Source organism: Kitasatospora sp. NPDC023120, assembly GCF_055560835.1.
In genome coordinates this window covers 35,491-60,249 of the sequence record NZ_JBVHHY010000023.1, presented here as the reverse complement: position 1 = coordinate 60,249, position 24,759 = coordinate 35,491, and the positions used below count along the sequence as shown (strand labels likewise).

Sequence of the window (24,759 nt, the reverse complement as noted above, 5' to 3'; positions counted from 1 at the left end):
GGCGGCCTGCTGCGGTCAGGCGGCGAGTTCGCCGGCCTGGAGCTGCCAGAGGGATGCGTAGAGTCCGTGCCGGTCGAGGAGTTCGTCGTGGGTGCCCTGCTCGGCCACGACGCCGCCCTTGTCCATGACGTAGATCCGGTCCGCGTGGCGGACGGTCGAGAGGCGGTGGGCGATGACGACCATCGTCCGGTCGGCCGCGAAGCTGCGGAGCGCGCGCTGGATGGCGGCCTCGGTCTCGTTGTCCACGGCGGAGGTGGCCTCGTCGAGGATGACGACCGGCGAGTCCTTGAGGATCGCGCGCGCCAGGGCGATCCGCTGCCGCTGGCCGCCGGAGAGCGCCGCGCCGCGTTCGCCGATCAGGGTGTCGTAGCCGTCCCGCAGCGTGGTGATGAAGGTGTGCGCCTCGGCCATCGTGGCTGCCCGGGCGACGGCTTCGTCGGAGGCCTCGAAGCTGCCGTAGCGGATGTTGTCGGCGATGCTGCCGTCGAAGAGGAACGGGTCCTGGGAGACGAACCCCACGGCGCGGCGCAGGTCGTGCCGCCGCAGGTCCCGGACGTCCTGCCCGTCGAGCAGCACGTTGCCGAACTCCGCGTCCTGGAAGCGCATCAGCAGCTTGGCGATGGTGGTCTTGCCGGAGCCGGTGGCACCGACCAGGGCGGTGGTGCTCCCGGCCGGGATGGTCAGCGAGAGGTCCTCCAGGGCCGGCGGCCGACCCGGGTAGGCGAAGGTCACCCCGTCGAGGACGATCTCGCCGTGCACCTCCCCGATGTCCAGCGGTCCGCCGGTGCCGTCCGCCTCGACGGGCAGGGCGCGCAGCCGCTGGACCCGGTCGTGGGCGGCGAGGGTGCGCTGGTACTGGTCGACGATGCCGCCGAGCCGACTCATCCGGATCAGCAGCATCTGGGGCAGCCCGATCAGCGGGCTGAACACCTCGAAGCGCAGGGTGCCGTTGAGTACGGAACGACCGCCGATCAGCAGGGTGCCGGCCATCGACGCGGTGGTGCAGGCCCGGACGGTCTCGGCGTGGCGGATCGTGCTCCGGTCGGTGTGGCGGCTGCTCTCCTGGGCCGCCTCGCTCAGTCCGTCGACGCGTTCGGCCTCGTAGTCCTCGGTGCAGAAGCTCTTGACGGTGGCACCGGCCTCCAGCGAGTTGATCACCTGGCTGCGCAGCCTGGCCCGGCGCTCGCCGGCGGCGGCGTAGTCGGCCGCGACCTTGTCCTGGTGGTGCAGCGACAGCCAGGCGATGACCGGGATCGGCAGGAACGCGATCCAGGCGATCTGCGGCGCCAGGAGCAGGAACGCCGGCACCAGGAGGGCCAGGCTGGTGCCGAGTTGCAGCACGTCGTTGGCCTGGCCCGCGAAGAAGGCGCCCAGCTGGCCGACGTCCTCGGTCAGCGTGCCGGCCACCCGGGTGGTCCGCTCGCCCTCCAGGTGCCCGAGTTCGAGGTGCTGGACGTGTCGGTAGGTGCGGCTGCGCCAGTCGTGCTCGATGTCCTGGCCGAGTCGGCGCCACTGGAGGTTCGAGGCGTACGACAGGCCCGCAACGGCGGCGCAGGCGGCGGCCACCAGCCCGGCCAGGCCCCAGAGTTGGGCGGATGCGGTGGTCAGGCCGAGGCTGACCAGCGGTGCTGCCTCGCCCTTGATGAGGACCAGTCCGGTCCAGCCGAGGAAGGTGCCCAGCGCCATCTCCGAGACCTGGCAGGCGACCGAGAGGGCGGAGGCGCGGTAGAGCCGCTTGCGGTGCGGTCCCACGATCTCCAGCAGGGGGTGGCGCTCGGCGCCGGGCCCGACCGCCTCCCTGGTCGCGTCCACCGTTCTGTGCCAGGCCTTCCGCAGGACGGCCGCGGTCGCCGCGGCCACGCCGCCCACGGCCACCAGCTGCCTGCTCAGCGCCGACCCGCGGATCAGTGCGACGCCGGCCGCGACCCCGCCGCCCACGGCGAGGACGGGGCGCACGACGAGGCCGCGGTCCGGACGTACGGCCGGTTCGGCGGCCGGTCGGCTCGACGCCGGGCGTCCGGTCCTGGCCGGTCCCTCCGCGACCTGGGCGACGGCCCTGCGCACGATCCGGCCGATGTCCACGGCGGGCATCCGTACGTCGTGTCGGACGAGGACGCCACCGGTGACCGGGTTGGCCTGAGCCGCGGTGATCCCGGGGACGCGGCGCAGGGCCGCGGCGAGGGCTTCGGCCGTTCGGGGTCGTCCGAGCACCAGTTTGACGTCCCAGCGCTGGCGGCCCGGAATGACCGAGCGCGGGCTCACGTCCGATTCCCCGGAGCGGAATCCTGCTGCGGCACCCAGCAGAGATGGCATGTGTACGATCACCTGTTTGCGGAGGTCGCGGGTATCCCTCGGCCGGCACGGCGGAATTCTGCGCGCGGCGGATTACTGCGACGGAGTGGAAAGTCTGGAGGGCAAAACGATGCGGCCGACAGGCCGCGGCCGACCGCCGCGTGGACCCGCCCTCCGAGGTCGGAAGGCGCACCCAGGCGGCGGCCCTGGCCGCGATTCAGGGCGTCAGTGCGCCTTGCCGGGGCCGACTCCGGCGGTCGCCCGGATCTTCGGGGCCCTCGCCTCGCTCTCGACCCGGCCGAGCTCGACCTTGTCACCGCTCGAGGGCGCGCTCTTCTCGCCGCTCGAGGCTTCGCTCTCGGCGGGCCGGTGGCCGTCACCGGAGGCGACCTGTGCCGCCACCATGTCGGCGGCCACCTCGGCCGCGAGGTCGTGGATGTTCTCCCCGGCCTCGTGGGCCGCCTTCTTCACCTCCAGGACGACACCGACGGACGTCTTGACGACGCCGCGCACCAGCGGCTTGAGGAGACGCTTGGCCAGTGGCGCGACGATGAGACCGATCAGGAACGGCGGGACTACGGGCGGCATGATGCTCCAACCTCTCTACGCAGACGTATGACAGGGGACCCCGGGCACTGCGAATTCCGGAGCGCGCACAGCGGGACGGACGGAAGCACCCGTTTCCGGAATTCTCGACTCCCGTGCCGGATTCCCAGCCGGATGGAATTCCTCGTCGACGGGGCGCACCGCCCGTTCCTCGATCACCGTAGTCCAGTCATGTCCATCGAGGCCAAACAGTCCCGGCGGGTTTCACTCATGCGAGTGCTATCAACGCTCCCGACCGCTACGGATTGCAGTAGGCGCACCCACCAGACAGTTGTCCTCTTTTCCTATTACCAATGACCGCCTTCTTGGCGTCCGCCGAGTTCGCGCGCCACCCTCCGGCGCAGGGCGGGAAACGGCAGCGCACCGCCGCCCAGCACCACCTCGTGGAAGGCCCGTACGTCGAACCCGGCAACCAGCTCCCCCTCGGCCCGCGCCCGCAGCCCGACGAACTCCAGGTAGCCCGCGCGGTAGGACAGCGCCTGCCCGGGTAGGTCCGTCGAGTACCGCAGCAGGTCCGAGGCGATCTGGCCGTCCGCCTCCGTGGTGTTGGCGCGCATGAAGTCCCGGGCCTGCGCGAGGCTCATCGTCCCGAGGTTGAGCCCGGTGTCCACGACGAGCCGCTGGGCGGTGAACCGCTCCTGGGCGAGGCGCCCGTACGCGTCCCACGGGTCGTCGTAGAGCCCCATCTCCCAGCCGAGCCCCGCCGCGTACTCCGCCCAGCCCTCACTGAACGCAGCGAACTCGGCCGCCTCACGCCGCAGTTGAGGAAGTGTTCGGTCCTCCGCCTGGCGGGCGAGGTGGAAGTGGTGCCCCGGCGCCAGCTCGTGGTAGATCAGGGAGGCCGAGCCGATCAGCGATCTCCCGTCCAGGCCCGAGCCGTTGTAGCGGTAGCGCCCGACCGGAGTCGCCGCTGTCGGCAGCTCGTAGTACCCGAAGGTCATCCCCGGCTCCAGCGCCGGGTCCAGCCGGGCCAGCCCGTACGGCGCGGCCGGCAGGGTGGCGAACCACCTCGGCAGCAGTGGCTCCAGCCGGTCGAGGTGGCCGCGGAACCGGGCCTCGACCTCCTCGGGCGTCCGGGCGTACAGCTGGGGCTCGGTCCTGAGCCGGTCGTGGAACTCGGTCTCGGGGCCCTCGAAACCCAGGGTCGCGCGCACCTCCCGCATCCGCCCGGCCAGTTCGCGGCACTGGTCGCGGCCGAGCTCATGGAGCCGCTCGGGCGGGGTGTCGTCCCCGGTGCCGGTCCGGACGAAGTCCCGGTAGGCCTCCTCGCCGTCCGCGTAGCGCGCCCAACCGACCTCCTGCGGCGCCTCGCCCCGGTGGACCGGGTCGTCGACGAGGGCGAGCAGCCGGTCGAAGGCCGGCGTCAACTCGCTCTCCACCAGCCGCCGTACGCCGTCCCGAAGGCGTCCGCGCTCATTCGGCCCCAGTCCACCGAGCCGGTCGTCCGCCACCGTCACCCGGCGCGCCGCCGACGACCGCAGGCCCTCGACGGTGGCCCGCACCCCGGCCAGCGCCGGGGCGGGCACCCGGAAGCCGCGCGCGGCCTGCCCGACCACCTTGTCGCCGATGGAGCCGACCACCCCCGCCAGTTCGCGCACCAGCGTCAAGTACCTCTCGGCATCCGCTCGTTCGGCGAACCGGAAGGCGCACAGGACCGCGTCCACGTACAGCGACAGCGGGAACAGCCGGTACGGCGTGACGGCGGGCGTCAGCCAGTACCACCGGCTTGCCCGCAGCTCCTGCTCGGCCAGCGCCGCGAGGACGGCCGCGGTGTCGGCGTCGGCACCGGACAGCTGCGCGTCGTCCAGCACCCGGACCCGGTCCAGCACGCCCGCCGCGAACCGCGCCCGCTCCTCCGCCTCGGCGAGCGACGCCCCCGGCAGCGTCTCGACCGGCAACCCCTGGCGCACTCGCAGCAACGGGTCCCGCGCCAGCAGGAACTCCCAGTAGTGGTCTGCCAGATGACCGACCGCACGAGCCGGTTCGTTCGTCCTCATGCCGACATCCTGGCCATGCCGGACCGCCACGTCGCCCGGTCGGCGTCACCCGGACCGTGACACCCCTCGAAAGGGTGAATCAGGATCACCGGCCCCACCCGTCCCACACCGACGCCCCACCGCTCACGCCCAGGTGAGAGGCGGCTCCATTCATTCGAACATGCCTTCCCCGTACGCGAGTTGACTCGCCACCGCCAATGCCCGGTGGCACCATGACGCCATGCTCCGTCGCCCCCTGCCGGTCGCCCTGGCGGCCGCCATGACCGCTGCGGCCCTCGTGCTGAGCGGCTGCGGCGGCGCCGCCCGGTCCTCGACGACCTCGCCCCTGGTGGACCGCGGGACCGTCCGGATCGCGGCGGCCAGCGAGATCCCGAGCTTCAACCCGTACACCGCCTTCGGCGCCGCCCAGGCCCACTACGCCTACGACTCCCTGGTCGGCATCGCCGCCGACGGCACCGTGGTCTCCGGCCTCGCCTCCTCCTGGCAGGCCACCACCACCACGGCGACCTTCACCCTCCGCCCGGGCGTCACCTGCTCCGACGGCACTCCCCTCACCGCCTCGGCGGTGGCCCGGGCGCTCACCTACGCGGGCGACCCGGCGAACCAGCTCGCCGGCGCCCGGACCGTCCTCCCCACCGTCCCGTTCACCGTGACGGCCGACGACGGGAGCGGCACGGTGGCGGCGACCACCACCACCCCCTTCCCGTTCCTCACCCGCACCCTCGGCCTGCTGCCGATCGTCTGCCCCGCCGGGCTCGACCGACCGCAGTCGCTGGACCGCTCCACCCAGGGCACCGGCCCCTACGTGCTGACCCGCTACACCCCCGGCGGACCGTACGAGTTCACCGTCCGCGAGGGGTACACCTGGGGCCCGGACGGTGCGACCACCGCCGAACCCGGTCTTCCGGCCCGGATCGTCGTCTCGGTGGTGCCCCAGGCCTCCACCACGGCGAACCTGCTGCTCACCGGCGGAGTCGACATCGCGAACGTGGACGGACCGGACCGCGACCGGCTCACCGACCACGGCCTGGCCACCACCGACGTGCCGACCGTGGTCGGGCTGACCTTCTTCAACCAGCGCCCCGGCCGGGCCCTCGCCGACCCGGCGCTGCGCCGGGCCCTGGTCTCCGCCCTCGACCGCCGGGGGCTCGCCAACGTCGCCGTCGGCGGCACCGGCCGACCTGCCACCGACTTCGGCGCCGAGGGCGCCGTCTGCCACGCCGACCTCGCCGCCGCCAACCTGCCCTCGCAGGACGCCGCCGAGGCGCTGCGCGCCGCCGGCTGGACCCGTACCGGCGGCGGCCCCCTCACCAAGGACGGCCACCCGCTGCGGCTCCGCCTGATCACCAGCCCCGAGCTCGGCCCGACCCTGGCGTCCGTCGCCGAGCTGATGGCCCGGGACTGGACGGCGCTCGGCGCGCAGGTCGACCTGGTCACCGAGAGCCTGCCCGCCCTCGTCAACGCCATGTACCAGAGTGCCGACTTCGACGTGGTGGTGGGCAGTACGCCGGGCTTCGCCCTGCCGGTCGGCTTCATCCCGTTCTTCTCCGGACCCACCCCCGCCCAGGGCCTCAACTTCGCGGGCGTGACCAACCCCGAGTACGACGCGCTGGTCGCCCAGGCCCTCCGGGAGAACGACACGGCGGGCTGCGGCACCTGGAACCGGGCCGCCGCCGCGCTCTTCCGCTCGGCCGACGCGCTGCCGATCGCCGACGGCCGGGGCACCGTGTACGGCTACCGCACCACCTTCGCCACCACCTTCGGCGGCCGGCTCATCCCCACCAGCATCCGCCTCCACCAGTGACCGGGAGGGCGACCGTGTCCGTACCCCAGCTGCTGCGGCACCCCTGGACGGTGTTCCTCGGCCGCCGCACCGTCCGGCTGCTCCTCTCCCTCGGGGTCGTGCTCACCGCGTCGTTCGCGATGGTCCGCCTCGTCCCCGGCGACCCGGTCCGCGCCGCGCTCGGCGTCGACGCCGACCCCGCGCTGGTGGCCGCCCGCAGACACCAGCTCGGGCTCGACGCGCCCTTCCTCTCCCAGTACCGGCAGTACCTCGACGGCCTCGTGCACGGCGACCTCGGCACCTCGCTGGTCACCGGCACGCCGGTCGCGGAGCTGGTCCGCACCCGGCTGCCGGCCACCCTGGAGATCGCCGGCCTCGCCTTCCTGGTCACCCTCGCCGTCGCCCTGCCCTGCGGCCTGCTGGCCGCCGTCCGCACCCGCGACCGCCGCCATCCGCGCACCGAGCTGGCGTTCACGGCGGTCACCGCCGCCCTCGCCGGGGTGCCGGACTTCGTGCTGGCCGCCGGGCTCACCGCGCTGCTGGCCGTCGGCCTCCAGCTGCTCCCGGTGGCCGGTGCGGCGGGCGCCGAGTCCTTCGTCCTGCCGGTCCTCGCGCTCTCCCTCGCGCCGACCGCCGTCCTGGTGCGCATCGTCCGGGTGGAGGCACTGAAGGTGCTGGGCGAGGACTACCTGCGCACCGCCCGGGCGAAACGGCTGTCCCCCGCACGGCGCCATCTGCGGCACGCCGCGCCGAACATGGCGACCGCCACGCTCACCGTCGCCGGGAGCCTGCTGCCCGCCCTGATCGCCGGCACCGTGCTGGTCGAGAAGGTCTTCGCCTGGCCCGGCATCGGTTCGGCCATGGCGCAGTCCGTGGTCGCGCAGGACTACCCGGTGGTCCAGGCGACGGTCCTGATCCTGGGCACCACCGTGCTGCTGGCCGGCCTCCTGGTCGACGTGCTGCTGGCGGTGCTCGACCCCCGTTCGGCGATCCGGGAGATCTGACCATGCCCCTTCCCCTCCGCCGCCGGCACTCGACCATGGCCTGGGTCACGGCCGCCATGCTGACCTCGCTGGTCGTGCTCGCGCTGGTCGGCCCGCTCGTCTGGGGCGAAGCGGCCGACCGCCCGGACCCGTCCGAGGTGCTCCAGGGCCCGTCCGCGGCACACCCGTTCGGCACCGACAACCTCGGCCGGGACCTGCTCGCCCGGGTCCTGACGGCCACTCGGCCCTCCCTGCTGCTCGGGCTGACGTCGGTCCTGCTCGGCGCGACCGCGGGCGTCCTCCTCGGGGCGTCCACCGCCGTCCTCGGCACCCGGGCCCGTCGGTTGCTCGCCGGGCTGATCAACCTCCTGCTCGCCTTCCCCGCGCTGCTGGTCGCGATGTTCCTCGCGGTCGTGTTCGGCGCGGGCGCGAGCGGGGCGGTGCTCGCGCTCGCGGTCGTCGCCGTCCCCGGGTTCGCCCGGCTCGCCCAGACCCTCGCGGCCGGCGTGGCGGGCACCGACCACCTGGCCGCGGCCCGCGTCCTCGGTCTGCGCCGGCACCGGCTGCTGTGGCGGCACGTCCTGCCCAACATCGCCGAACCGCTGCTGCTGAGCACCACCACGGCGGCGGGCACCGCCCTCGTCGCGCTCGCCGGGCTGAGCTTCCTCGGCCTGGGTGTCCAACCGCCCGGCTACGACTGGGGGCAGCTGCTCAACCAGGGGCTCGACCGCGTCTACGCCGAGCCCCTGCCCGCCCTCGCCCCGGGCCTGGCCGTCCTCTACGCGGCCCTGGCCTTCCAGCTGCTCGGCGAGGTCCTGGCCGGCGGCATCGCGGGGCGCAGCGCGGCACCGCGCCTGCCCGCGCCACCGCCCGCCCCAGGGGGGTCGCCCAGGCCGAAGGCTGGGGGAGGGCCCGCCGAGGACGGCCTGGTGCTCCAGGTGGAGGACCTTCACGTCGAACTCCCCACTCCGGAGGGCGTGATCCGGCCGGTGCGCGGTGTGAGCCTCTCGCTGCGGCCGGGCGAGGTCGTCGGGCTCGTCGGCGAGTCGGGGTCGGGCAAGTCGCTCACCGCGCTCGCCATCGCCGACCTGCTCCCGGAGGATGCCCGGGTGTCCCGGCGCACCCTCCGGTTGCTCGGTGCCGACCTCGCCGCCATGACGCCGAAGGAGCGGGACCGCCACCTCGCGACGGGCCTGGCGGTGATCTTCCAGAACCCGGCGTCGGCGCTGAACCCGTCCCTGCGGGTCGCCACCCAGCTCACCGAGACCGTCCGGGCCCATCGCGGCGCGAGCCGCGAACAGGCCACCGCGGAGGCCGCCGACGCCCTGCGCCGGGTCGCGCTCCCTCCCACCGTGCTGCGCGCGCGCCCCCATCAGCTCTCCGGCGGCCAGCGCCAGCGGGTGATGATCGCGTCCGGGCTGATGGTGCGGCCGGGCCTGGTCATCGCCGACGAACCGACCACCGCGCTCGACGTCACCGTGCAGCGGCAGATCACCCGGCTGCTCTCCGAGGTCCGGCGGGACACCGGCGCCGCGGTCCTGTTCATCAGCCACGATGTCGCGCTCGTGGGCGAGTTCTGCGAACGGGTCCTGGTGATGTACGCGGGCACCATCGTCGAGTCCCTGCCCGCCGACCGCCTCGCCGACGGCACCCGGCACCCCTACACCCGGGCCCTGGTCGCATCCGTCCCGGACCTCACCGCGGACCGCGACCGGCCGCTGCCGACGGTGGAGGGCGCACCGCCCGACCCGCTCGCACCCGCGCCGGGGTGCCCGTTCGAGCCCCGCTGCCCGCACCGCCGGGACCAATGCGCCGAGCAGGCCCCACCGCTGGTGGACCTCGACGCCGGGCACCGGGTCGCGTGCTGGTACCCGGTACCGGTGGCGGTGGACCCGGCGTCGGTGGTCGCGTCATGACCGCCCTTCAGGTGGCCGACCTCACCGTCCGCCACCCCGGCCCCCGCGGCCCGGTCGCCGCCGTGGACGGCGTCTCGCTGGAGATCCCGTCCGGCACCACGCTGGGGCTCGTGGGCGAGTCCGGTTCCGGGAAGTCCAGCCTGGCCCGGGCGATCGTCGGCCTCGTCCCCGTGCACGGCGGCCGGGTCCTGCTCGACGGCCGGGAGGTCCGCATCCGCACCGTCCGCGACCGGCGCAGGCTCGGCCGCCTGGTCCAGGTCGTCCTCCAGGACCCGGACACCGCGCTGGACCCGCGGATGACGGTCCGCCGGACGCTCGTCGAAGCGGCCACCGTCTTCCACCGGCTCGACCGGCCCGCCCGTGCCGCGCGGGTCGCCGAGCTGCTCGGGCTCGTCGGCCTGGACCCCCTGCTCGCCGACCGCCTGCCACGACAGCTGTCTGGCGGTCAGCGCCAGCGGGTCGCCGTCGCCCGCGCCCTGGCCGTCGGACCCGGCCTGCTGATCGCCGACGAGATCACCTCGGCGCTCGACGTCTCGGTGCAGGCCGCCGTCCTCAACACCATCCGCGAACTCCAGCGGCGGCTCGGCCTGTCCATGCTGTTCATCGGCCACAACCTGCCGGCGGTCTGCCACGTCGCGGACACGGTGGCGGTCATGCGGCACGGCCGGATCGTCGAGACCGCGCCCACCGACGCCCTGCTGCGCGACCCGCAGCACCCGTACACCCGGACGCTGCTCGACGCCGTACCGAACCTGAGGGGGCAGCGATGACCACCCGCCGACCGGACGCCATCGTGGTCGGAGCCGGGGTGATCGGCGCGGCCGTGGCCCTCGAACTCGCCCGCACCGGGCGGCAGGTGGTCGTCGTGGACAAGGCGGGTGCCGCCGGCCACGGATCCACCAGCGCCTCCAGCGCGATCATCCGGTTCAACTACTCCACCTTCGCCGGCGTCGCCACGGCCTGGGAGGCGCAACACCTCTGGGCGTCCTGGCCCGAGCACCTGCGGCTCACCGGCGCCCGCCCGCTCGCCGCCTTCCACCGCACCGGCGCCGTGCTGCTCGACTCCCCCGCCGTCGCACCGTCCGAGGTCGCCGGTCTGTTCGACCGGGCCGGCGTCCCGTACGAGCGGTGGGACGCCGCGACGCTGCGCGAGCGCCTGCCCGGGATCGACCCAGGCCGGTACTGGCCGCCGAAACCGGTGGACGACGACGCCTTCTTCGCCCGCCCGTCCGGCGAGCTCGGCGCCCTGTTCATGCCGGACGCCGGGTACGTGGACGACCCGCAGCTCGCCGCCCAGAACCTCGCGGACGCGGCGGGCGGGCTGGGCACGCGCTTCCTGTTCCACCACACCGTGGTGGCCGTCGACCGGCACGCGGACCGGGTGACGGGCATCCGTCTCGCGGACGGCGCGCGGATCGCCGCGCCGGTGGTGGTCAACGCCGCGGGCCCGTGGTCCGGAGGCCTCAACCGGCTGGCGGGCGTCGGCGGCGACTTCACGATCGGCGTGCGCCCGCTGCGCGAGGAGGTCCACCAGGTCGCCCTGCCCACCGGCCACACCTCCGTGCCGGTCGTCGCCGACCTCGACCTCGGCACCTACCTGCGGGCGGCCCCGGGCGGACACCTCCTGGTCGGCGGGACCGAGCCGGACTGCGACCCGCACGAGTGGATCGACGACCCGGACACGGCCGACCCCCGCCCCACCGCCCGGCGCTTCCGCACCCAGGTGACCCGGGCCGCGCGCCGCTTCCCGTCCATCGGCGTGCCCAACCGTCCGGTCGGGACCGCGGGCGTGTACGACGTCGCCGACGACTGGACCCCGATCTACGACCGCACCGCCCTCGACGGCTACTACGTCGCCATGGGCACCAGCGGCAACCAGTTCAAGAACGCCCCGCTGGTGGGCCGCTTCCTCGCGGCCCTGATCGACGCGGTCGAGGCCGGCCACGACCACGACCGCGACCCGGTCCGCCACCGCTGCGAACGCACAGGCAACGTCGTGGACTTGGGCGCCTTCTCCCGCCGGCGCCCCGTCCGGGCGGACTCCGCGCGGACGGTCATGGGCTGACCACCCGCAGCTCCCGCACCAGGTCCCCGACCACGCCGACCACGAACTCCGGCGCCTCGCGCGGGAAGTCGTGGCCCGTCCCCTCCGGCGTGTGCACCAACCGTGACGCCGTCGACGCCGTCAGGTACCGGACCCTGCCGCGGAGGTAGAACCGGCTGATCCGCTCGACCTCGGCCGCATCCCGGGCGCCGGCCAGCACCGCCTCGCCGCCGATGAAGTCCCGGGGTATCACCAGCACCAGCGGCAGGTCCCCGAGATCCCCGTCGTACACCACGGTCTCCCACCCCACGCGCGCCAACCCGGACGGAGCCAGTTCGGCGAAGATCGACGCGGCGGCGCACAGCTGCCCGGTCCGCCCGCCCCGGCCCCGGTGCGCTCCGAACAGCTGCCGCACCGCCGTCAGCAGGAAGGTGCGGCGCATCCCCGCGAGCTGCCGGTTGGGCGGCGCGAAGGCGATGACCTCCAGGGGCGTCGGATCCAGCAGCACGAGCCCGGCCACCAGATCCGGCCGCCGCCTGGCCACGTTGGCGACCAGCAGGCCGCCGAAGGAATGGCCGACGAACACGAACGGGGGCCGCTCCCCCGCCCTCTCCAGCGCCGCCGGCAGCTCCTCCGCCTCGCCCGCGGTCGTCCGCGGGAAGGGCCCGACGTCGCTCCAGCCCGTGCCGAAGCGGTCGACCAGCACCGAGCGGGTCCGGGCCGACAGCATGGTGTGCAGCTCCCGGAAGTCCTCACCGGGCGCGTGCCCGCCGGGCATCCAGACCACCGTCGGCCCGCCGCCCGCCTCCCCCTCGGCGAGGACGTGCATCAGGTGCCCGCCCACCTCCACCAGCCGCCCCGGCGGCGGATTCACCCGCGCCTCACGGGCCACCAGCATCCGGTGACGAACGGCTCCCGCCGCCAGCAGCACACCGACAGCCACCAGCAGGCCACCGAGCGCCACCGCCCATGCCGCCCCCACCCCGACGAGGCCGCCGCCCACCGCTACGACCACCAGCGCGACGGGCACCCCCGCCCAGTCGCGGCTCAGCAGCGCTAACAGCAGGTTCGCCATCCGTCCGTCCCGGCGCATCGGTCCTCCGCGACAGCAGCATCCGACTACTGGCCCCTCTCCGGTTCTTTCCCGCCCGCCCGCGTCTTCACCCCACGACCGACCGACAACGCACCGCGCAGGCCTGAGGACCCTGGGTCACCTGCCTGCCCGTCAGGGCACGGGTGGACCCTCCGTTCGGGTGAACCGCCTGGTAACGGCCGGGCAGCCGGTCGAGGATGGCGCCATGACTGTCGACCGCCCCGGTGCCGGGCTGCTGGTGACGAACGTCCGCGTCTTCGACGGGACCGGAGCGGAATCGGTGCCGGGGCACGTCCGGGTCGAGCGGGACAGGATCGCGGAGGTGGTGCTGGGCTCTCCCTTCCCGCGCGACGCCCCCGGAGGCGCGACGGTGCTCAACGGCGGCGGCCGCACTCTCCTCCCCGGTCTCACCGACGCGCACGTCCACCTGTTCGCGATCGGTGGCACCATGGCGGAGCTGCAGCTCGCACCGACCGGCACCGTCTACTACCAGGCGCTGGCCGCGGCCCGCGACATGCTGATGCGCGGCTTCACCACGGTGCGGGACATGGCCGGCGACACCGCGCCGCTGCGGCAGGTTCTCGACCGCGGGCTGTTCCCGGGCCCACGGATCTACCCGAGCCAGGCGGCCATCTCCCAGACATCCGGCCACGGCGACTTCGGGACGGTCTACGACACCCCGACCGCCCTGGGCGGGCCACCGGCCCGATCCGAACAGATCGGCTTCACCCGGGTGGCCGACGGGCCGGACCGGGTGCTCGCCGCGGTCCGCGAGCAGCTGAAGAAGGGCGCCACCCAGATCAAGCTGATGGCCGGCGGCGGCGTCATCTCGGAGTTCGACCCGCTGGACGTGCTGCAGTTCACCACGACCGAACTCGAAGCCGCCGTCGCGGCGGCCTCCGACTGGGGCACCTACGTGACCGTGCACGTCTACACCTCCGAAGGCGTGCGCCGCGCGGTGGAGGCCGGGGTGCGCTGCATCGAGCACGGGCACCTCGTCGACGAGGGCACCATCCGCTACCTCGCGGAGAAGGGTGTGTGGCTGAGCACCCAGCCGTTCGAGGCCGACGACCACCACTACGCCTCCCCGGACAGCGCCCGCAAGAACCGCGAGGTCTGCGAAGGCGTCGCCCGCACCATCGCCTGGGCGGCGAAGCACGGCGTACGGCTGGCCTTCGGAACCGACCTGGTCCTCGACCCCGCGAAAGCCCACCGGCAGAACGAGATGCTCATCCGCCTCGCCACCCACCTCGGCCCGGTCGGGGCCCTGAGGACGGCCACCTCCGGCAACGCCGAACTCTTCCGCCTCTCCGGCCGCCGCGACCCCTACCGCGCCGCGCCGCTCGGCGTCATCGCGCCGGGAGCGTGGGCCGACTTCCTGGTCGTCGACGGCGACCCGACCACCGACCTGTCCGTCCTCGCCGACCCCGAACGCACCCTGCGACTGATCGTCAAGGACGGCGTCGTCCACAAGAACGAACTCGGCTGACCCCAACCGGCTTCCGGCCGCACGCGGGTGCCTCCCCGCCGCAGCCGCTACCCTTGCGCCGGGTGATCACCCGGTTTCGCTCCGCAGTCGCGAGGTGCCTGTGCGTCCTTCCTGGAATTCCTTCACGCCGTTGCCGGATGCCGCGCGCCGCTACCGCGAGCAGGGCTGGTGGCGCGACCGGACGTTCTCCGACGATCTCCGGGAGTCTGCCACCGAAAGGCCTGACGAGACCGCACTCTTGACGTGGCGTCACCGCGAACGCCGACTCGTCGCACTGTCGTTCGGCGAGTTCGACGTTCGTGCGGACGCCGTGGCCGGGGCCCTGCGGGAGCTCGGAGTGCGCCGCGGGGACGTGGTGGCCCACCAGCTGCCCGCCTGGTGGGAGACGGCGGTCCTGATGGTCGCGTGCCTGCGGGCCGGAGCGGTGATCGCTCCCCTGCCCACCCTGTTCGGACCGTTCGTGACGGAGCGCGCGCTGGCGGCCGCCGGTGCCGTCGCCTGTGTCGTGGCCGAGGAGTGGGACGGCGTCGGGCAGGCGCGGCTGCTTCTGGAGCAGGCGCCCCGGCTGCCCTCGCTGCGCCATCGCATCGTGCTCGGCGACGCCGCCGCCACGAACGCGGTCGGGCTCGACGACGCCCTCTACGGCCGTCCCGCCGCCGTGCGGCCGAACGACCTCGACCCGCTCGGAGCCGACGAGGTCTGCGCCCTCATGACGACCTCCGGCACCACCGGCGAGCCCCAACTGGTCGTACACAGCGCCAACACGCTCTACGGGGTACCGCAGCCCGCGCTGACGGACTCCGTGCGGCTGCGGGCGCTCACCTCCGGCATGTCCTTCGTCGCGGCGTTCCGCCGGACCCTGCACGCCACCTCTCCCGGGGTTCCGACGCTGCTCAGCGACAGCCGGGACCCGGGCGGCTGGCTGGACCTGATCGAGCGGGCCGGCGTGAACGAGCTGTGGACCTCGCCCCGGACGCTTCGCGACCTCACCGAGGAGCAGCGGCGCCGGGCCCGGGACGTGTCGAGCCTGCAGAGCATCTGCAGCTTCGGCGGTCCGCTGCCCCGGGTGACCCTGACGGCGGTGCGGGACGGGCTGTGCCCCGTCGTGCGGAACGTCTGGGGCATGACCGAGTGCGGCAACGTGCTGGCCACCAGCCCGGAGGACCCGCCGGAGCACGCCGCGCGGAGTGTCGGGCGGATGGGTCGAGCGGGTGAGGTCCGGCTGGAGCCGGCCGGACGGACGCACCACGGCGAGGTCTTCCGCTTGCACGTGCGCGGGCCCGCGGTGTGCCTGGCGACGGTCGGTCGCGACAGCGGACGGGCCGGCTGGTCGACGCACGACGACGAGGGCTGGCTGGACACGGGTGACCTGGTCGCGCCCGACGGGGGCGGCGGACTGCGGTTCGTCGGCCGGGCGGCCGAACGCATCGGCGACTCCTGGCAGGTCCCGGTGGCCGATGTCGAGGACGCGCTGCTGACCCACCCCGGCATCGAGGACGCGGTGCTCGTGCCGTGGCGGCACGCCGACGGCCGGGAAACCCCCTGCGCCGTCGTCGTCTCCGCGGGCCGGACGGACCTGGAGGAGGTGCGCGGCTTCCTGCGGCGGCTCGGCTTCCACGACTCCTGCCTGCCCACCCGGGTCGAGCAGGTCACCGAGCTCCCCCGCACCGAACTGGGCAAGGTCCGCCGGAAGGAGCTGCTCGGCCGGCTCGGGGAGCGCGCGACGGCCGCCACCGGCTGAGCCGGCCGCGACGCGTCCGCACGTCCTGCTACGCCGCGGCCGCCGATCTGCCCGTACCTCCCGTGCCCTCCCGGGCCCGGCCTCGTTGACCTCCTCGTGGGAGGAACGCTCGGCGACCGGAGTCCCATCCGGGGAAGTGTCGCCGCGCATCCGGGTGGCAACCGACTTGGGAGACACGTGAGCACGGCAGGACTGGCGCAGACGGCTCCGCATCCGGACGCGGAGCCGGGATCCCGTACCGACCTCGCCCTCGACGGGCACGGCCTTCTGGTGGAGGACGTCGTCCGCGTCGCCCTGCGGCAGGACGTCTCCGTGCGGCTGGCCGAGGACGCGGCCGCCCGGATGGAGCGGTCACGGGAACTCAAGCGGCAACTCCTCGCCACCGGGCAGCCGATCTACGGTGTGACGACCGGCTTCGGGGCCAGCGCCGACCGGCAGATCTCGGTCGGCAAGACCGCCGAACTGCAGCGCAACATGCTGCGGTTCCTGCGCAACGGGACCGGTCCGCTCGCCCCGCCGGACGTCTGCCGCGCGACGCTGCTGATCAGGGCGAACTGCCTGGCCCGCGGCAGCTCCGGCGTCCGTCCGCTCGTCGTGGAGCGGCTGCTGGAGCTGCTGCGCCACGACGTGCTCCCGGTGATCCCGGAGCGGGGTTCGGTCGGCGCCAGCGGCGACCTGGTGCCGCTGGGGTACCTGGCCGCACCCCTGATCGGGGAGGGCGAGGTCCGGTACCGGGGCGCGGTGCGCCCCGCCGCCGAGGTGCTGGACGAACTCGGGCTGGATCCGGTCGAGTTGGAGGCGAAGGACGGCCTCGCCCTGGTCAACGGAACCTCCTTCTCCGCGGCGTTCGCGGCCCTGGCCGTCGCGCAGGCGGCCGAGCTGGCCGAGTTGGCGGAGACCGGAACGGCCATGGCCTGCGAGGCACTTGCGGGCAACCGCGGTCACTTCTCGGCCTTCCTGCACGAGAGCAAGCCGCACCCGGGCCAGGTGGCGAGCGCGCGCCGCATCGCCGGGCTGCTCACCGGCTCGCACCTCGCCCTGGACCACGGCCAGGTGGTGGGGCTCAGCGACACCCTCGGCGAGCGCGGCTACCAGCGGCTGAACCGGAGCGTGCAGGACCGGTACTCGGTGCGCTGCGCACCGCACGTGATCGGCGTGCTGCGGGACACCGTCGACTGGGTCCGCCGCTGGGTCGAGACGGAGATCAACTCCTCGAACGACAACCCGCTCTTCGACACCGCGACCGGTGCGGTGCACAGCGGCGGCAACTTCTACGGCGGTCACCTCGCGCTGGCGATGGACGCGCTGAAGGTCGCGGTCGCGAACGTCGCGGACCTGCTGGACCGGCAGCTCGCGCTGCTGGTCGACGACAAGTCCAGCAACGGCCTGACGGCCGGCCTGGTGGCCCCGGTCGGCGAGGAGGACTGGGCGGCGGGGCTGCACCACGGCTTCAAGGGCATGCAGCTGGCCTGCTCCGCCGTCACCGCCGAGGCGCTCAAGACGGCCGGGCCGGCCGGTGTCTTCTCCCGGTCCACCGGGGCGCACAACCAGGACAAGGTCAGCATGTCGCCGATCGCGGCGCGGGACGCCCGCACCGTGCTCGACCTGGCCCGGGAGGCCGCCGCGATCCACCTGCTGGCGGCGTGCCAGGCGGCCGACCTGCGCGGGGCCGGGCAACTGGGCACGCGCACCGGGCAGGTGTACCGGCTCGTCCGCACCCTGGCCCCGTTCAACGCCGCCGACCGGCCGATGGACGGCGACATCCGGGCGGTGCTCGGCGCGATGCGCGACGGCTCGCTGCTCCGGGCGGGGTCCTTCGAGGACGAGCCGGGACGCGACGGGACGGACGCGCGAACCTCGGCGGCCCGATGATGATCAGCGGAACGGGGACGCGGATGCGGGCGGTCGTCAAGAACGGCGCCTCGGTGACGGTCGACCGGGTGCCGGTGCCCGTACCGGCCCCGCGGGAGGTGCTGATCGGCGTCGAGGTCGCCGGGGTGTGCCGGACCGACATCTACGCCGCCCGGGGGTTGCTGACCTGCGCCGACCCGCTGATCCTCGGACACGAGTTCGCCGGGGTGGTCGCCGCGGGCGGCGCGGAGGTCCGCCGGTTCTCGCCGGGCGACCGGGTCGCGGTGATGCCCGTGCTTCCCTGCGGCGCGTGCGCGCGGTGCGCGGTGGACGAGCCCGAGTGCTGCCCGCACCACAAGTTCCTGGGCGTCGCCCGGAACGGGGCCTTCGCCGAGTACGTCACCGTGCCCGCGGACGTCGTGCACCACCTGCCGGACCACCTGTCCTTCCGGGAGGGGGCGTACGCCGAGCCGGTCTGCGCCGCGCTGGCCGTCCTGAAGACGGCCATCCGCCCGGGCGAGCGCGGGCTGGTCTACGGCGGCAACCGGATCGCCGAGCTGACCGCGCGCGTCCTGCGGGAGGCCGGGTTCGACGGCGTGGAGGCCTTCGGGGAGGGCACCGCGGCCCCGCTGGAGACGGACGCCTACGACTACATCATCGAGACCCGCCCGACCGGGGCCGCGTTCGCCGAGATGATCCGGGCGGTGCGCCCCGGCGGCCGGATCGTCCTGAAGAGCCGTCCGCCCGCCCCCGTCCCGATCGACCTGACGGCCGCCCTGCGCAAGGAACTCGTCTTCGAGTCCGCGTCCTACGGCGCCTTCGGTGACGCCCTGCACTTCCTGGCCAAGCACGACGTCTCGGATCTGCTCGGCGAAACCCACGCGCTGGAGGACTTCGCCGACGCGTTCGCCGCCGACTGCGCCGGAGAGGAGCGCAAGACCTTCCTCTCCTGCCGGGAGCGGTGACCGCGGCGGCCTCTCCCGACGCGGTCACTCCAGTCGATCACCGCCGCCGCCCTCGGCGCCCGTGGCAGGGTTAGTCTTCCGACCGAGGGAAAGCAATCGGGCACCCGTTCGACAGGAAGGGCCCTCGTGGCTGATCAGAGTTTGCTCGCCCCGCAGCGCCAGGCGCAGATCCTGGAGGCGATCCGTCGGACCGGCGCGGTCCGCGTCGCCGAACTGGTCGACCGGTTCGGGGTGTCGGACATGACGATCCGCCGCGACCTCGACGCGCTGGTGCGCCAGGGGACGGTGCAGAAGGTCCACGGCGGTGCCATCGCGGTGGGGGCCGCCAGCACGGACGAACCGGGCTTCGACGTCAAGTCCGAGCTGGAGGAAGGCACCAAGGCCGCACTGGCGGACGCCGCGGCGCAGCTCGTGGAACCCGGCAGCGTGGTGGCTCTCTCCGCCGGCACCACGACCTACGCGGTCGCCTCCCGTCTGCTGGACATCCCGCAGCTGACGGTGGTCACCAACTCGCTGCCGATCGCGAACCTGCTGTGGGCGGCGGAGAGCGGCGGCAGGGAGAGCGTCCCGTCCCTCCTGCTGACCGGCGGGTCGCCCACCCGCTCGGCCGCCCTGGTGGGTGCCCTGGCCGACCGGACCATCGGCTCGCTCCACGTGGACCTGCTGATCCTCGGGGTCCACGGCGTCAGCGAACACGCCGGCCTCACCACCCCGAACCTGGCCGAGGCCCAGACCAACCGCGCCCTGATCGCCTCCGCCCGCCGCACGATCGTCGTCGCCGACCACACCAAGTGGGGCGTGGTCGGTCTGAGCAGCTTCGCGTCCCTGGACCGGATCGACTGCTTCGTCACGGACGACGGCCTCCCCGCGGCAGCCCGCAAGGTCCTGGCCGACACCGTGGGAGAACTCGTCGTCGTCCCGGCCGCGGGCTGAACCCGCCCTCCCCGCCTCGGGTCCGCTCGGCGTCGTCGGCCCGCTCCGCGGTGCTTCGGCTCCACCCGTTCGGCGGCTGTGGCGCCCGGAGCCGGTTCGGTAGACATGGCCTGCTCGTACGTACACCTCCCCCGACCGGTACCGGAACCGTCCCGCCGTGGGCAGGGCCCCGTCGGGGGCGCCGGGGTCGGTCGCGACCGTCTGATCCGGCGTCAGGAACGGGGACGGACGGGCGCGAGCGCCGCCGTGTCGGACGGCTGCGGAAATCCACGACGACTGGAGCAGTTGTGACCACCATCGCGACCTGGAACCTGGAGAACTTCTGTCGGCCGCTGCCGCCCGGCAGTGCGCCCGACCCGAGCAAGTGCGCCGCCAAGGACCAGGTGACCTACGACGCCAAGGTCGAAGCCCTGGCCGGCGTCATCGGCGAGATCGGCCCGGACCTGCTCGGCGTCCAGGAGGTGGGGAGCCAGGAGGCGCTGGACGACCTCGTGGCCAAGCTGCCCGGCACCTGGCACACCGCGCTCTCCGACCACCCGGACCCGCGCGGCATCCGGGTCGGTGTCATCAGCCGCTTCCCGCTGCTCGACGTCCGGCAGACCAAGGACTTCCCGAGCGGCCTCCACCCCGTCCAGGTCGAGGACGACGGCGTCCCCGGCAGCCCGACCGGCGAGATGGGGCGCGGCGGCCTGGCCGTACGGGTGGAGCCGGCCCCCGGCAAGAGCCTCCAGGTGGCCGTCTGCCACCTCAAGTCGAAGCTGCTGACCTTCCCGGACAAGTCGCACGACACCACCGACGAGCGCCTACGCGCCCGTTACGAGGCGTACGCGCTGTTCCGCCGCACCGCCGAGGCCGTCACCATGCGCGCCCTGGCCGACGACCTGCTCCAGGGTGACGGCCGGAACCACGACGTCATCGTGCTCGGCGACCTCAACGACGAGTGGCAGGCCGCCACCACCCAGATCCTCTACGGCCCGCCCGGTTCCCAGATGGGCACCGGCGGGTTCAAGCGCCCCGACCCGGGCGACGCCGAGCGGCTGTGGAACCTGGCGCCGAAGATCCTCGAGCAGGGCGGGTTCTCCCGCGTCTTCGAGGGCCAGCACGAGCTGATCGACCACATCCTGATCAGCCACTCGCTGCTCGCCAAGTTCCGGACGGTCTCCACCACCGTCGACAAGCTGCCGAACGTCCTGGCGGCCCACCCGGCGGCCGCCCACGGCAACCCGTCCGACCACTCACCCGTGGTGGCCACCTTCGACCTGTGACGCTCCGCGGCATTCGGGACCGGAGGCGCTCCCGGGTTTCACCCCCTGGTCTCCGGCCCCGGCGGTGTCCACCGGCGGCGGGGTGCGGGCGGCCTGCCACTGCGGGTGCTCCCGCTCGGCCCAGTCCCGCTCCACCAGCCCGGTCCGCATCCCCAGCCGCGCCTCCGGGTCCCGCCAGGCCATCCGGACGTGCCCGGCGACCACCACCGCGATGGCGGCGGCCAGCCAGTCGTGGACGAAGGTCGCGCCGGTGCGCCAGGACGGCGGGGCGAGGTGGGTGAGCCACATCAGCAGCCCGGTGCCGACGATCACCAGCATCGACCCGAGCGTCCACTGCGCGTACAGCTTCTGCCCGGCGTTGAACTTGCCGGCCGGACGGTCCCAGGAGCGCCGCCGCACGGCCCGCAGCCACGCCCAGTCCGCCGGGGTGAACCGGCTCAGCCGGGCGGCGTCCGACCGCAGCGCACGGGAGGCGAGCCCGAGCAGCAACGGCACCGGCAGCGCCAGGCCGCACCACACGTGCGCGGTGACGACCAGCGGTCGGTTGCCGACCAGTCGGGCGAGCGGCGCGAGGTAGAGGCAGGCCGCCGTCGCCAGGCAGACGCCCATCAGCGCGGCGGTCGTCCGGTGCACCCAGCGCTCGGCCCTGGTGAAGCGGAGGACCGGGTCAGTTCGTCGGTGCATCGTCCCGCCCGTTCGACCGGCCGACCCAGGCGTCGACGTCATAGCCGTTCTGCTCCCAGTAGCCCGGCTCCACCGAGCCGGTGACGGTGATCCCCGAGAGCCACTTCGCGGACTTGTAGAAGTACATCGGCGCGACGTACAGCCGCACCGGCCCGCCGTGGTCGTGCGAGATCGGGTCGTCCTGCATCCGCAGCGCGACCAGCACGTCGTCCCGCCGGGCCTGTTCCAGGGTGAGGCTCTCGGTGTACTCGCCGTCGAAGCAGCTGAAGCGCACCGCCTTCGCCCCGCTCCGCACGCCCGCGGCGTCCAGCAGGTGGGCCAGCGGCACGCCCTCGAACGGGGTGTGGGGCACCCGCCAGCCGGTGACGCACTGGACGTCCTTGACCAGCCGCTGCTGCGGCATCGCCTGCAGGTCGGCCAGCCGGTGGGTGGCGGGGCGCTCCACCAGGCCGTCCACGGTGAGCGTGTAGTCGCCCGCGTCCCGCCGGGGGACGGAGGTCACCACCGAGTAGTACCGGAACCCGTTGTTCCCCGGCAGCAGCCCGCTGAGCCCGGTCCGGTCCCGCTCCGCCAGCGCCGACTCCGCGCGCTGCAGGTAGGGGCCGGCCGCGACGCCCGCCGCACCGAGGCCGAGCAGCCCCAGCACCACCCGCCGCCCGACCGGGGTGCCCTTGGGGTGTTCCATTTCTCTGGTCACGCCCCGATTCGACCAGGTCGGACCGGCCCTCGGCCAGTGGCCGCCGCCTCCCGTCAGGATTTCGTCATCTCCGCGGCCGCGCCGCGCGTCGACCGGAGCGGTGCGGCGTTCACGAGCCTGCGCAGCACCGGCACGACGAGCACGCAGGCCAGGGCGGCCCCGTACGCGGCACGCTGGGCGTCCTCCCCACCCACCAGGTAGAGCACCTGGCCGGCCGCGGGCACCGCCAGCCACTCCGCGCGCCCGTCGAGCGCGACCAGGGCCACCACCAGCAGCCCGTACCAGGGGTAGCTCGGCGCGACGAGCAGCAGGGCGGAACCGGTGACCAGGAGCGCGCCGCGCCAGGGCCGGTGGGGGTCCCCGTGCCGCAGCACCCACAGCACCACCGCGGCGAGCACCGCGGCGGCCGCCCACGGTACCCAGCGGTCGGGCAGCACCGCCCGCAGCAGGCCGAACCGCTCGAGGTGCCCCTGCTCGTAGCCCTCCTCCCGCAGATACCCGGGCAGGTACCCGAGGACGCCCACGCCCGAGACCGCGACGTACGGGAGACAGGACAGGACGAACGCGGCGAGGGCCGCCGCGGCGAGCACCAGGTCGTCCCTCGTCGGCCGCCGGGCCAGCAGCCCGGACACCGCCCCCGGCACGGCGAGTGCCGGCAGCAGCTTGGTCGCGACCGCCGCGCCGAGCAGGGCGCCGCCGGCACCCGCCCGGCGGCGGGCCGCACAGCCCAGCCCGGCCACCATGAGGAGCGCACCGAGGGTGTCGACGTGCGCGTCGTTGACCGCCCACACGGTCACGCCCGGACACCACCCCCACACTGCCGCCCGCCGCCCGCGCCCGCCGACGGCGAGCAGCACGCCGGTGGTCGCGACGGCCAGCAGCGCCCCGGCGACCTGCGCACCGCGCACCCCGCCGCCGAAGGGATGCACGACCAGGAACCACGCCTGTGCGACCGGCGGGTAGACGGTGTGCACGGCGGGCCGGTTGATCCGGGTGCAGTCCCCGGCCGCCGTCCGGTGCTCGTCCCACCCCGTACACCCGTCCCCCGCCGGGAACAGGCCCGCATCGCGCAACGGGGAGAGCGCCGGGTCGTCCGGGGTGTGCGCGTACGGGGAGACCCCGGCCGCCTGGACCCGCCCGTCCCACACGTACCGGTAGGCGTCGTCGCTGGTACGCGGGGGCGCCAGCAGTCCCGCCAGGGCGACGGCGACGCTACCCGCCATCACGAGCCGCGTCACGTGCCGGTCGCTCACCCACCGGAGCAGGACCAGCGCGAGGGCGAAGAGCGCCGCGTCGAGCACGTACCAGGCGTACAGCGGCGACCGGTCGGCGAGCGTTCCACCGCCGGTCACGGTCAGCGCCAGGGCCCCCACCAGGGCGGTGACCGCGAGGACGCAGGGCAGGAGGGTGCGGGCGAGCACGCGCTGCCCCCCGCCGTCCCGCGGTCCGGTGGCGACTCCGGCGATCCGACGGTCCTGCCGCTGTCCTGCCGGCGTCACGGGCCCGCTCCTAACCCGGAACACCGGCAAGGCCGGTCGTGAGGCCGTCCAGGGCGTGCGAGCAGACGCACGCGCGGTCGGTCGGCATCAGCCCGATCGCCTTGAACAGCACCGTGCGCAGCCGGTCGACGTTGTCGGCGAAGGCCTTGAACACCTCGGCCTGGGTGACGCCCTCGCCGCTCTCCACGCCGGCGTCGTGGTCGGTCACGAGTGCCAACGAGGTGTAGCAGAGGCCGAGTTCGCGGGCCAGCGCGGCCTCCGGGTGGCCGGTCATGCCGACCACCGACCAGCCGTTGGCGGTGAACCAGCGGGACTCGGCACGGGTGGAGAAGCGCGGCCCCTCGATCACCACCAGGGTGCCGCCGTCCACCGGCTCCCAGGCGGCCCCGGCCGCCGCGTCCAGCGCGGCCCGCCGCCCCGCGGGGCAGTACGGGTCGGCCATCGACACGTGCACCACCTCGGGGACGGAGCCGTCGGGCAGCGGCAGCCCGTCGTAGTAGGTCTGCATCCGCCCGGAGGTCCGGTCGACGAACTGGTCCGGCACCAGCAGCGTGCCCGGCCCGTACTCCGGCCGCAGCCCGCCCACCGCGCACGGCCCGAGCACCTGCCGCACGCCCAGCGAGTGCAGCGCCCACAGGTTCGCCCGGTAGTTGATCCGGTGCGGCGGCAGCCCGTGGCCTCGCCCGTGCCGGGGCAGGAACGCGACCCGGCGCCCGGCCACCTCCCCCACGAACAGCGCGTCGCTCGGCGCCCCGTACGGCGTGTCGACGCGCACCTCGGTCACCTCGTCCAGCAGCGCGTACAGCCCGGAGCCGCCGATCACGCCCACCTCGGCCCACGCTTCTTCCTGATGCCTCGTCATCAATGCCACCTCTCGGGGGAAGAACGTCCCGGCCACTGTAGGAGCCGGCCGCAGCGGAC

The 24,759-nt window shown here is 74.1% G+C and carries 19 protein-coding genes; 11 read left to right on the top strand and 8 right to left on the bottom strand.

Annotated elements, in window-relative coordinates; genetic code table 11:
- Positions 1 to 15: 15 nt before the first annotated feature.
- The 3 genes from ACZ3TI_RS29805 to ACZ3TI_RS29795 all read right to left on the bottom strand — a co-directional run bounded on the left by ACZ3TI_RS29805 (position 16) and on the right by ACZ3TI_RS29795 (position 4,895).
- Positions 16 to 2,313, bottom strand: a complete 2,298-nt coding sequence (locus ACZ3TI_RS29805; RefSeq protein WP_465731578.1) for an ABC transporter ATP-binding protein — start codon at positions 2,311 to 2,313, stop codon at positions 16 to 18.
- Between the two features lie 204 nt (positions 2,314 to 2,517).
- Positions 2,518 to 2,880 carry a DUF5132 domain-containing protein gene (locus ACZ3TI_RS29800; protein ID WP_465731576.1) on the bottom strand — a complete coding sequence of 121 codons (363 nt, stop codon included), beginning with the start codon at positions 2,878 to 2,880 and terminating at the stop codon, positions 2,518 to 2,520.
- A gap of 305 nt (positions 2,881 to 3,185) precedes the next feature.
- Positions 3,186 to 4,895 carry a DUF885 domain-containing protein gene (locus ACZ3TI_RS29795; RefSeq protein WP_465731574.1) on the bottom strand — a complete coding sequence of 570 codons (1,710 nt, stop codon included), beginning with the start codon at positions 4,893 to 4,895 and terminating at the stop codon, positions 3,186 to 3,188.
- 220 nt (positions 4,896 to 5,115) lie between these two features.
- On the opposite strand from ACZ3TI_RS29795, the gene ACZ3TI_RS29790 reads away from it, so the two are divergent.
- The 5 genes from ACZ3TI_RS29790 to ACZ3TI_RS29770 are packed head-to-tail and all read left to right on the top strand — an operon-like array spanning position 5,116 to position 11,642.
- A complete protein-coding gene (locus ACZ3TI_RS29790) occupies positions 5,116 to 6,699 on the top strand; it encodes an ABC transporter substrate-binding protein (protein ID WP_465731572.1) in 1,584 nt (527 codons plus the stop codon).
- 14 nt (positions 6,700 to 6,713) lie between these two features.
- A complete protein-coding gene (locus ACZ3TI_RS29785; RefSeq protein ID WP_465731570.1) occupies positions 6,714 to 7,682 on the top strand; it encodes an ABC transporter permease in 969 nt (322 codons plus the stop codon).
- A gap of 35 nt (positions 7,683 to 7,717) precedes the next feature.
- The gene (locus tag ACZ3TI_RS29780) at positions 7,718 to 9,577 is read left to right on the top strand and encodes a dipeptide/oligopeptide/nickel ABC transporter permease/ATP-binding protein (RefSeq protein ID WP_465731708.1); all 1,860 of its coding nucleotides are present in this window, start codon (positions 7,718 to 7,720) and stop codon (positions 9,575 to 9,577) included.
- The gene (locus ACZ3TI_RS29775; RefSeq protein WP_465731568.1) at positions 9,574 to 10,347 is read left to right on the top strand and encodes an ABC transporter ATP-binding protein; all 774 of its coding nucleotides are present in this window, start codon (positions 9,574 to 9,576) and stop codon (positions 10,345 to 10,347) included. Before ACZ3TI_RS29780 ends, ACZ3TI_RS29775 begins: the two co-directional genes overlap by 4 nt.
- Positions 10,344 to 11,642, top strand: coding sequence for an NAD(P)/FAD-dependent oxidoreductase (locus ACZ3TI_RS29770; protein WP_465731566.1), 1,299 nt, complete (start codon positions 10,344 to 10,346; stop codon positions 11,640 to 11,642). The genes ACZ3TI_RS29775 and ACZ3TI_RS29770 overlap by 4 nt, the downstream gene beginning before the upstream one ends.
- Here ACZ3TI_RS29770 and ACZ3TI_RS29765 read toward each other — a convergent pair.
- On the bottom strand, positions 11,632 to 12,696 hold the full coding sequence (locus tag ACZ3TI_RS29765; RefSeq protein WP_465731564.1) for an alpha/beta fold hydrolase: 1,065 nt from the start codon (positions 12,694 to 12,696) through the stop codon (positions 11,632 to 11,634). The genes ACZ3TI_RS29770 and ACZ3TI_RS29765 overlap by 11 nt on opposite strands.
- A 223-nt stretch (positions 12,697 to 12,919) precedes the next feature.
- Between ACZ3TI_RS29765 and ACZ3TI_RS29760 the strand changes: the two genes are divergently transcribed.
- The 6 genes from ACZ3TI_RS29760 (at position 12,920) to ACZ3TI_RS29735 (ending at position 20,958) form a co-directional block, all read left to right on the top strand.
- Positions 12,920 to 14,203, top strand: coding sequence for a metal-dependent hydrolase family protein (locus tag ACZ3TI_RS29760; RefSeq protein ID WP_465731562.1), 1,284 nt, complete (start codon positions 12,920 to 12,922; stop codon positions 14,201 to 14,203).
- A 94-nt stretch (positions 14,204 to 14,297) separates the two neighbouring features.
- Complete coding sequence (locus ACZ3TI_RS29755) at positions 14,298 to 15,944, top strand: AMP-binding protein (protein WP_465731560.1); 1,647 nt, start codon at positions 14,298 to 14,300, stop codon at positions 15,942 to 15,944.
- Between the two features lie 177 nt (positions 15,945 to 16,121).
- On the top strand, positions 16,122 to 17,816 hold the full coding sequence (locus ACZ3TI_RS29750; RefSeq protein WP_465731558.1) for an HAL/PAL/TAL family ammonia-lyase: 1,695 nt from the start codon (positions 16,122 to 16,124) through the stop codon (positions 17,814 to 17,816).
- Positions 17,813 to 18,760 (top strand): zinc-dependent alcohol dehydrogenase, encoded by a 948-nt coding sequence (locus tag ACZ3TI_RS29745; protein ID WP_465731556.1) that lies wholly within the window; start codon positions 17,813 to 17,815, stop codon positions 18,758 to 18,760. Before ACZ3TI_RS29750 ends, ACZ3TI_RS29745 begins: the two co-directional genes overlap by 4 nt.
- 126 nt (positions 18,761 to 18,886) lie before the next feature.
- Complete coding sequence (locus tag ACZ3TI_RS29740; RefSeq protein WP_465731554.1) at positions 18,887 to 19,693, top strand: DeoR/GlpR family DNA-binding transcription regulator; 807 nt, start codon at positions 18,887 to 18,889, stop codon at positions 19,691 to 19,693.
- 287 nt (positions 19,694 to 19,980) lie between these two features.
- Positions 19,981 to 20,958 carry an endonuclease/exonuclease/phosphatase family protein gene (locus tag ACZ3TI_RS29735; RefSeq protein ID WP_465731552.1) on the top strand — a complete coding sequence of 326 codons (978 nt, stop codon included), beginning with the start codon at positions 19,981 to 19,983 and terminating at the stop codon, positions 20,956 to 20,958.
- Here ACZ3TI_RS29735 and ACZ3TI_RS29730 read toward each other — a convergent pair.
- The 4 genes from ACZ3TI_RS29730 to ACZ3TI_RS29715 form a co-directional block, all read right to left on the bottom strand.
- Positions 20,929 to 21,642 carry a cytochrome b/b6 domain-containing protein gene (locus ACZ3TI_RS29730; RefSeq protein ID WP_465731550.1) on the bottom strand — a complete coding sequence of 238 codons (714 nt, stop codon included), beginning with the start codon at positions 21,640 to 21,642 and terminating at the stop codon, positions 20,929 to 20,931. The genes ACZ3TI_RS29735 and ACZ3TI_RS29730 overlap by 30 nt on opposite strands.
- Positions 21,626 to 22,327 carry a molybdopterin-dependent oxidoreductase gene (locus ACZ3TI_RS29725; protein WP_465731706.1) on the bottom strand — a complete coding sequence of 234 codons (702 nt, stop codon included), beginning with the start codon at positions 22,325 to 22,327 and terminating at the stop codon, positions 21,626 to 21,628. Before ACZ3TI_RS29725 ends, ACZ3TI_RS29730 begins: the two co-directional genes overlap by 17 nt.
- 65 nt (positions 22,328 to 22,392) lie before the next feature.
- The gene (locus tag ACZ3TI_RS29720; protein ID WP_465731549.1) at positions 22,393 to 23,838 is read right to left on the bottom strand and encodes a hypothetical protein; all 1,446 of its coding nucleotides are present in this window, start codon (positions 23,836 to 23,838) and stop codon (positions 22,393 to 22,395) included.
- A 10-nt stretch (positions 23,839 to 23,848) separates the two neighbouring features.
- On the bottom strand, positions 23,849 to 24,700 hold the full coding sequence (locus ACZ3TI_RS29715) for an S-methyl-5'-thioadenosine phosphorylase (protein WP_465731547.1): 852 nt from the start codon (positions 24,698 to 24,700) through the stop codon (positions 23,849 to 23,851).
- Between the last annotated feature and the right edge of the window lie 59 nt (positions 24,701 to 24,759).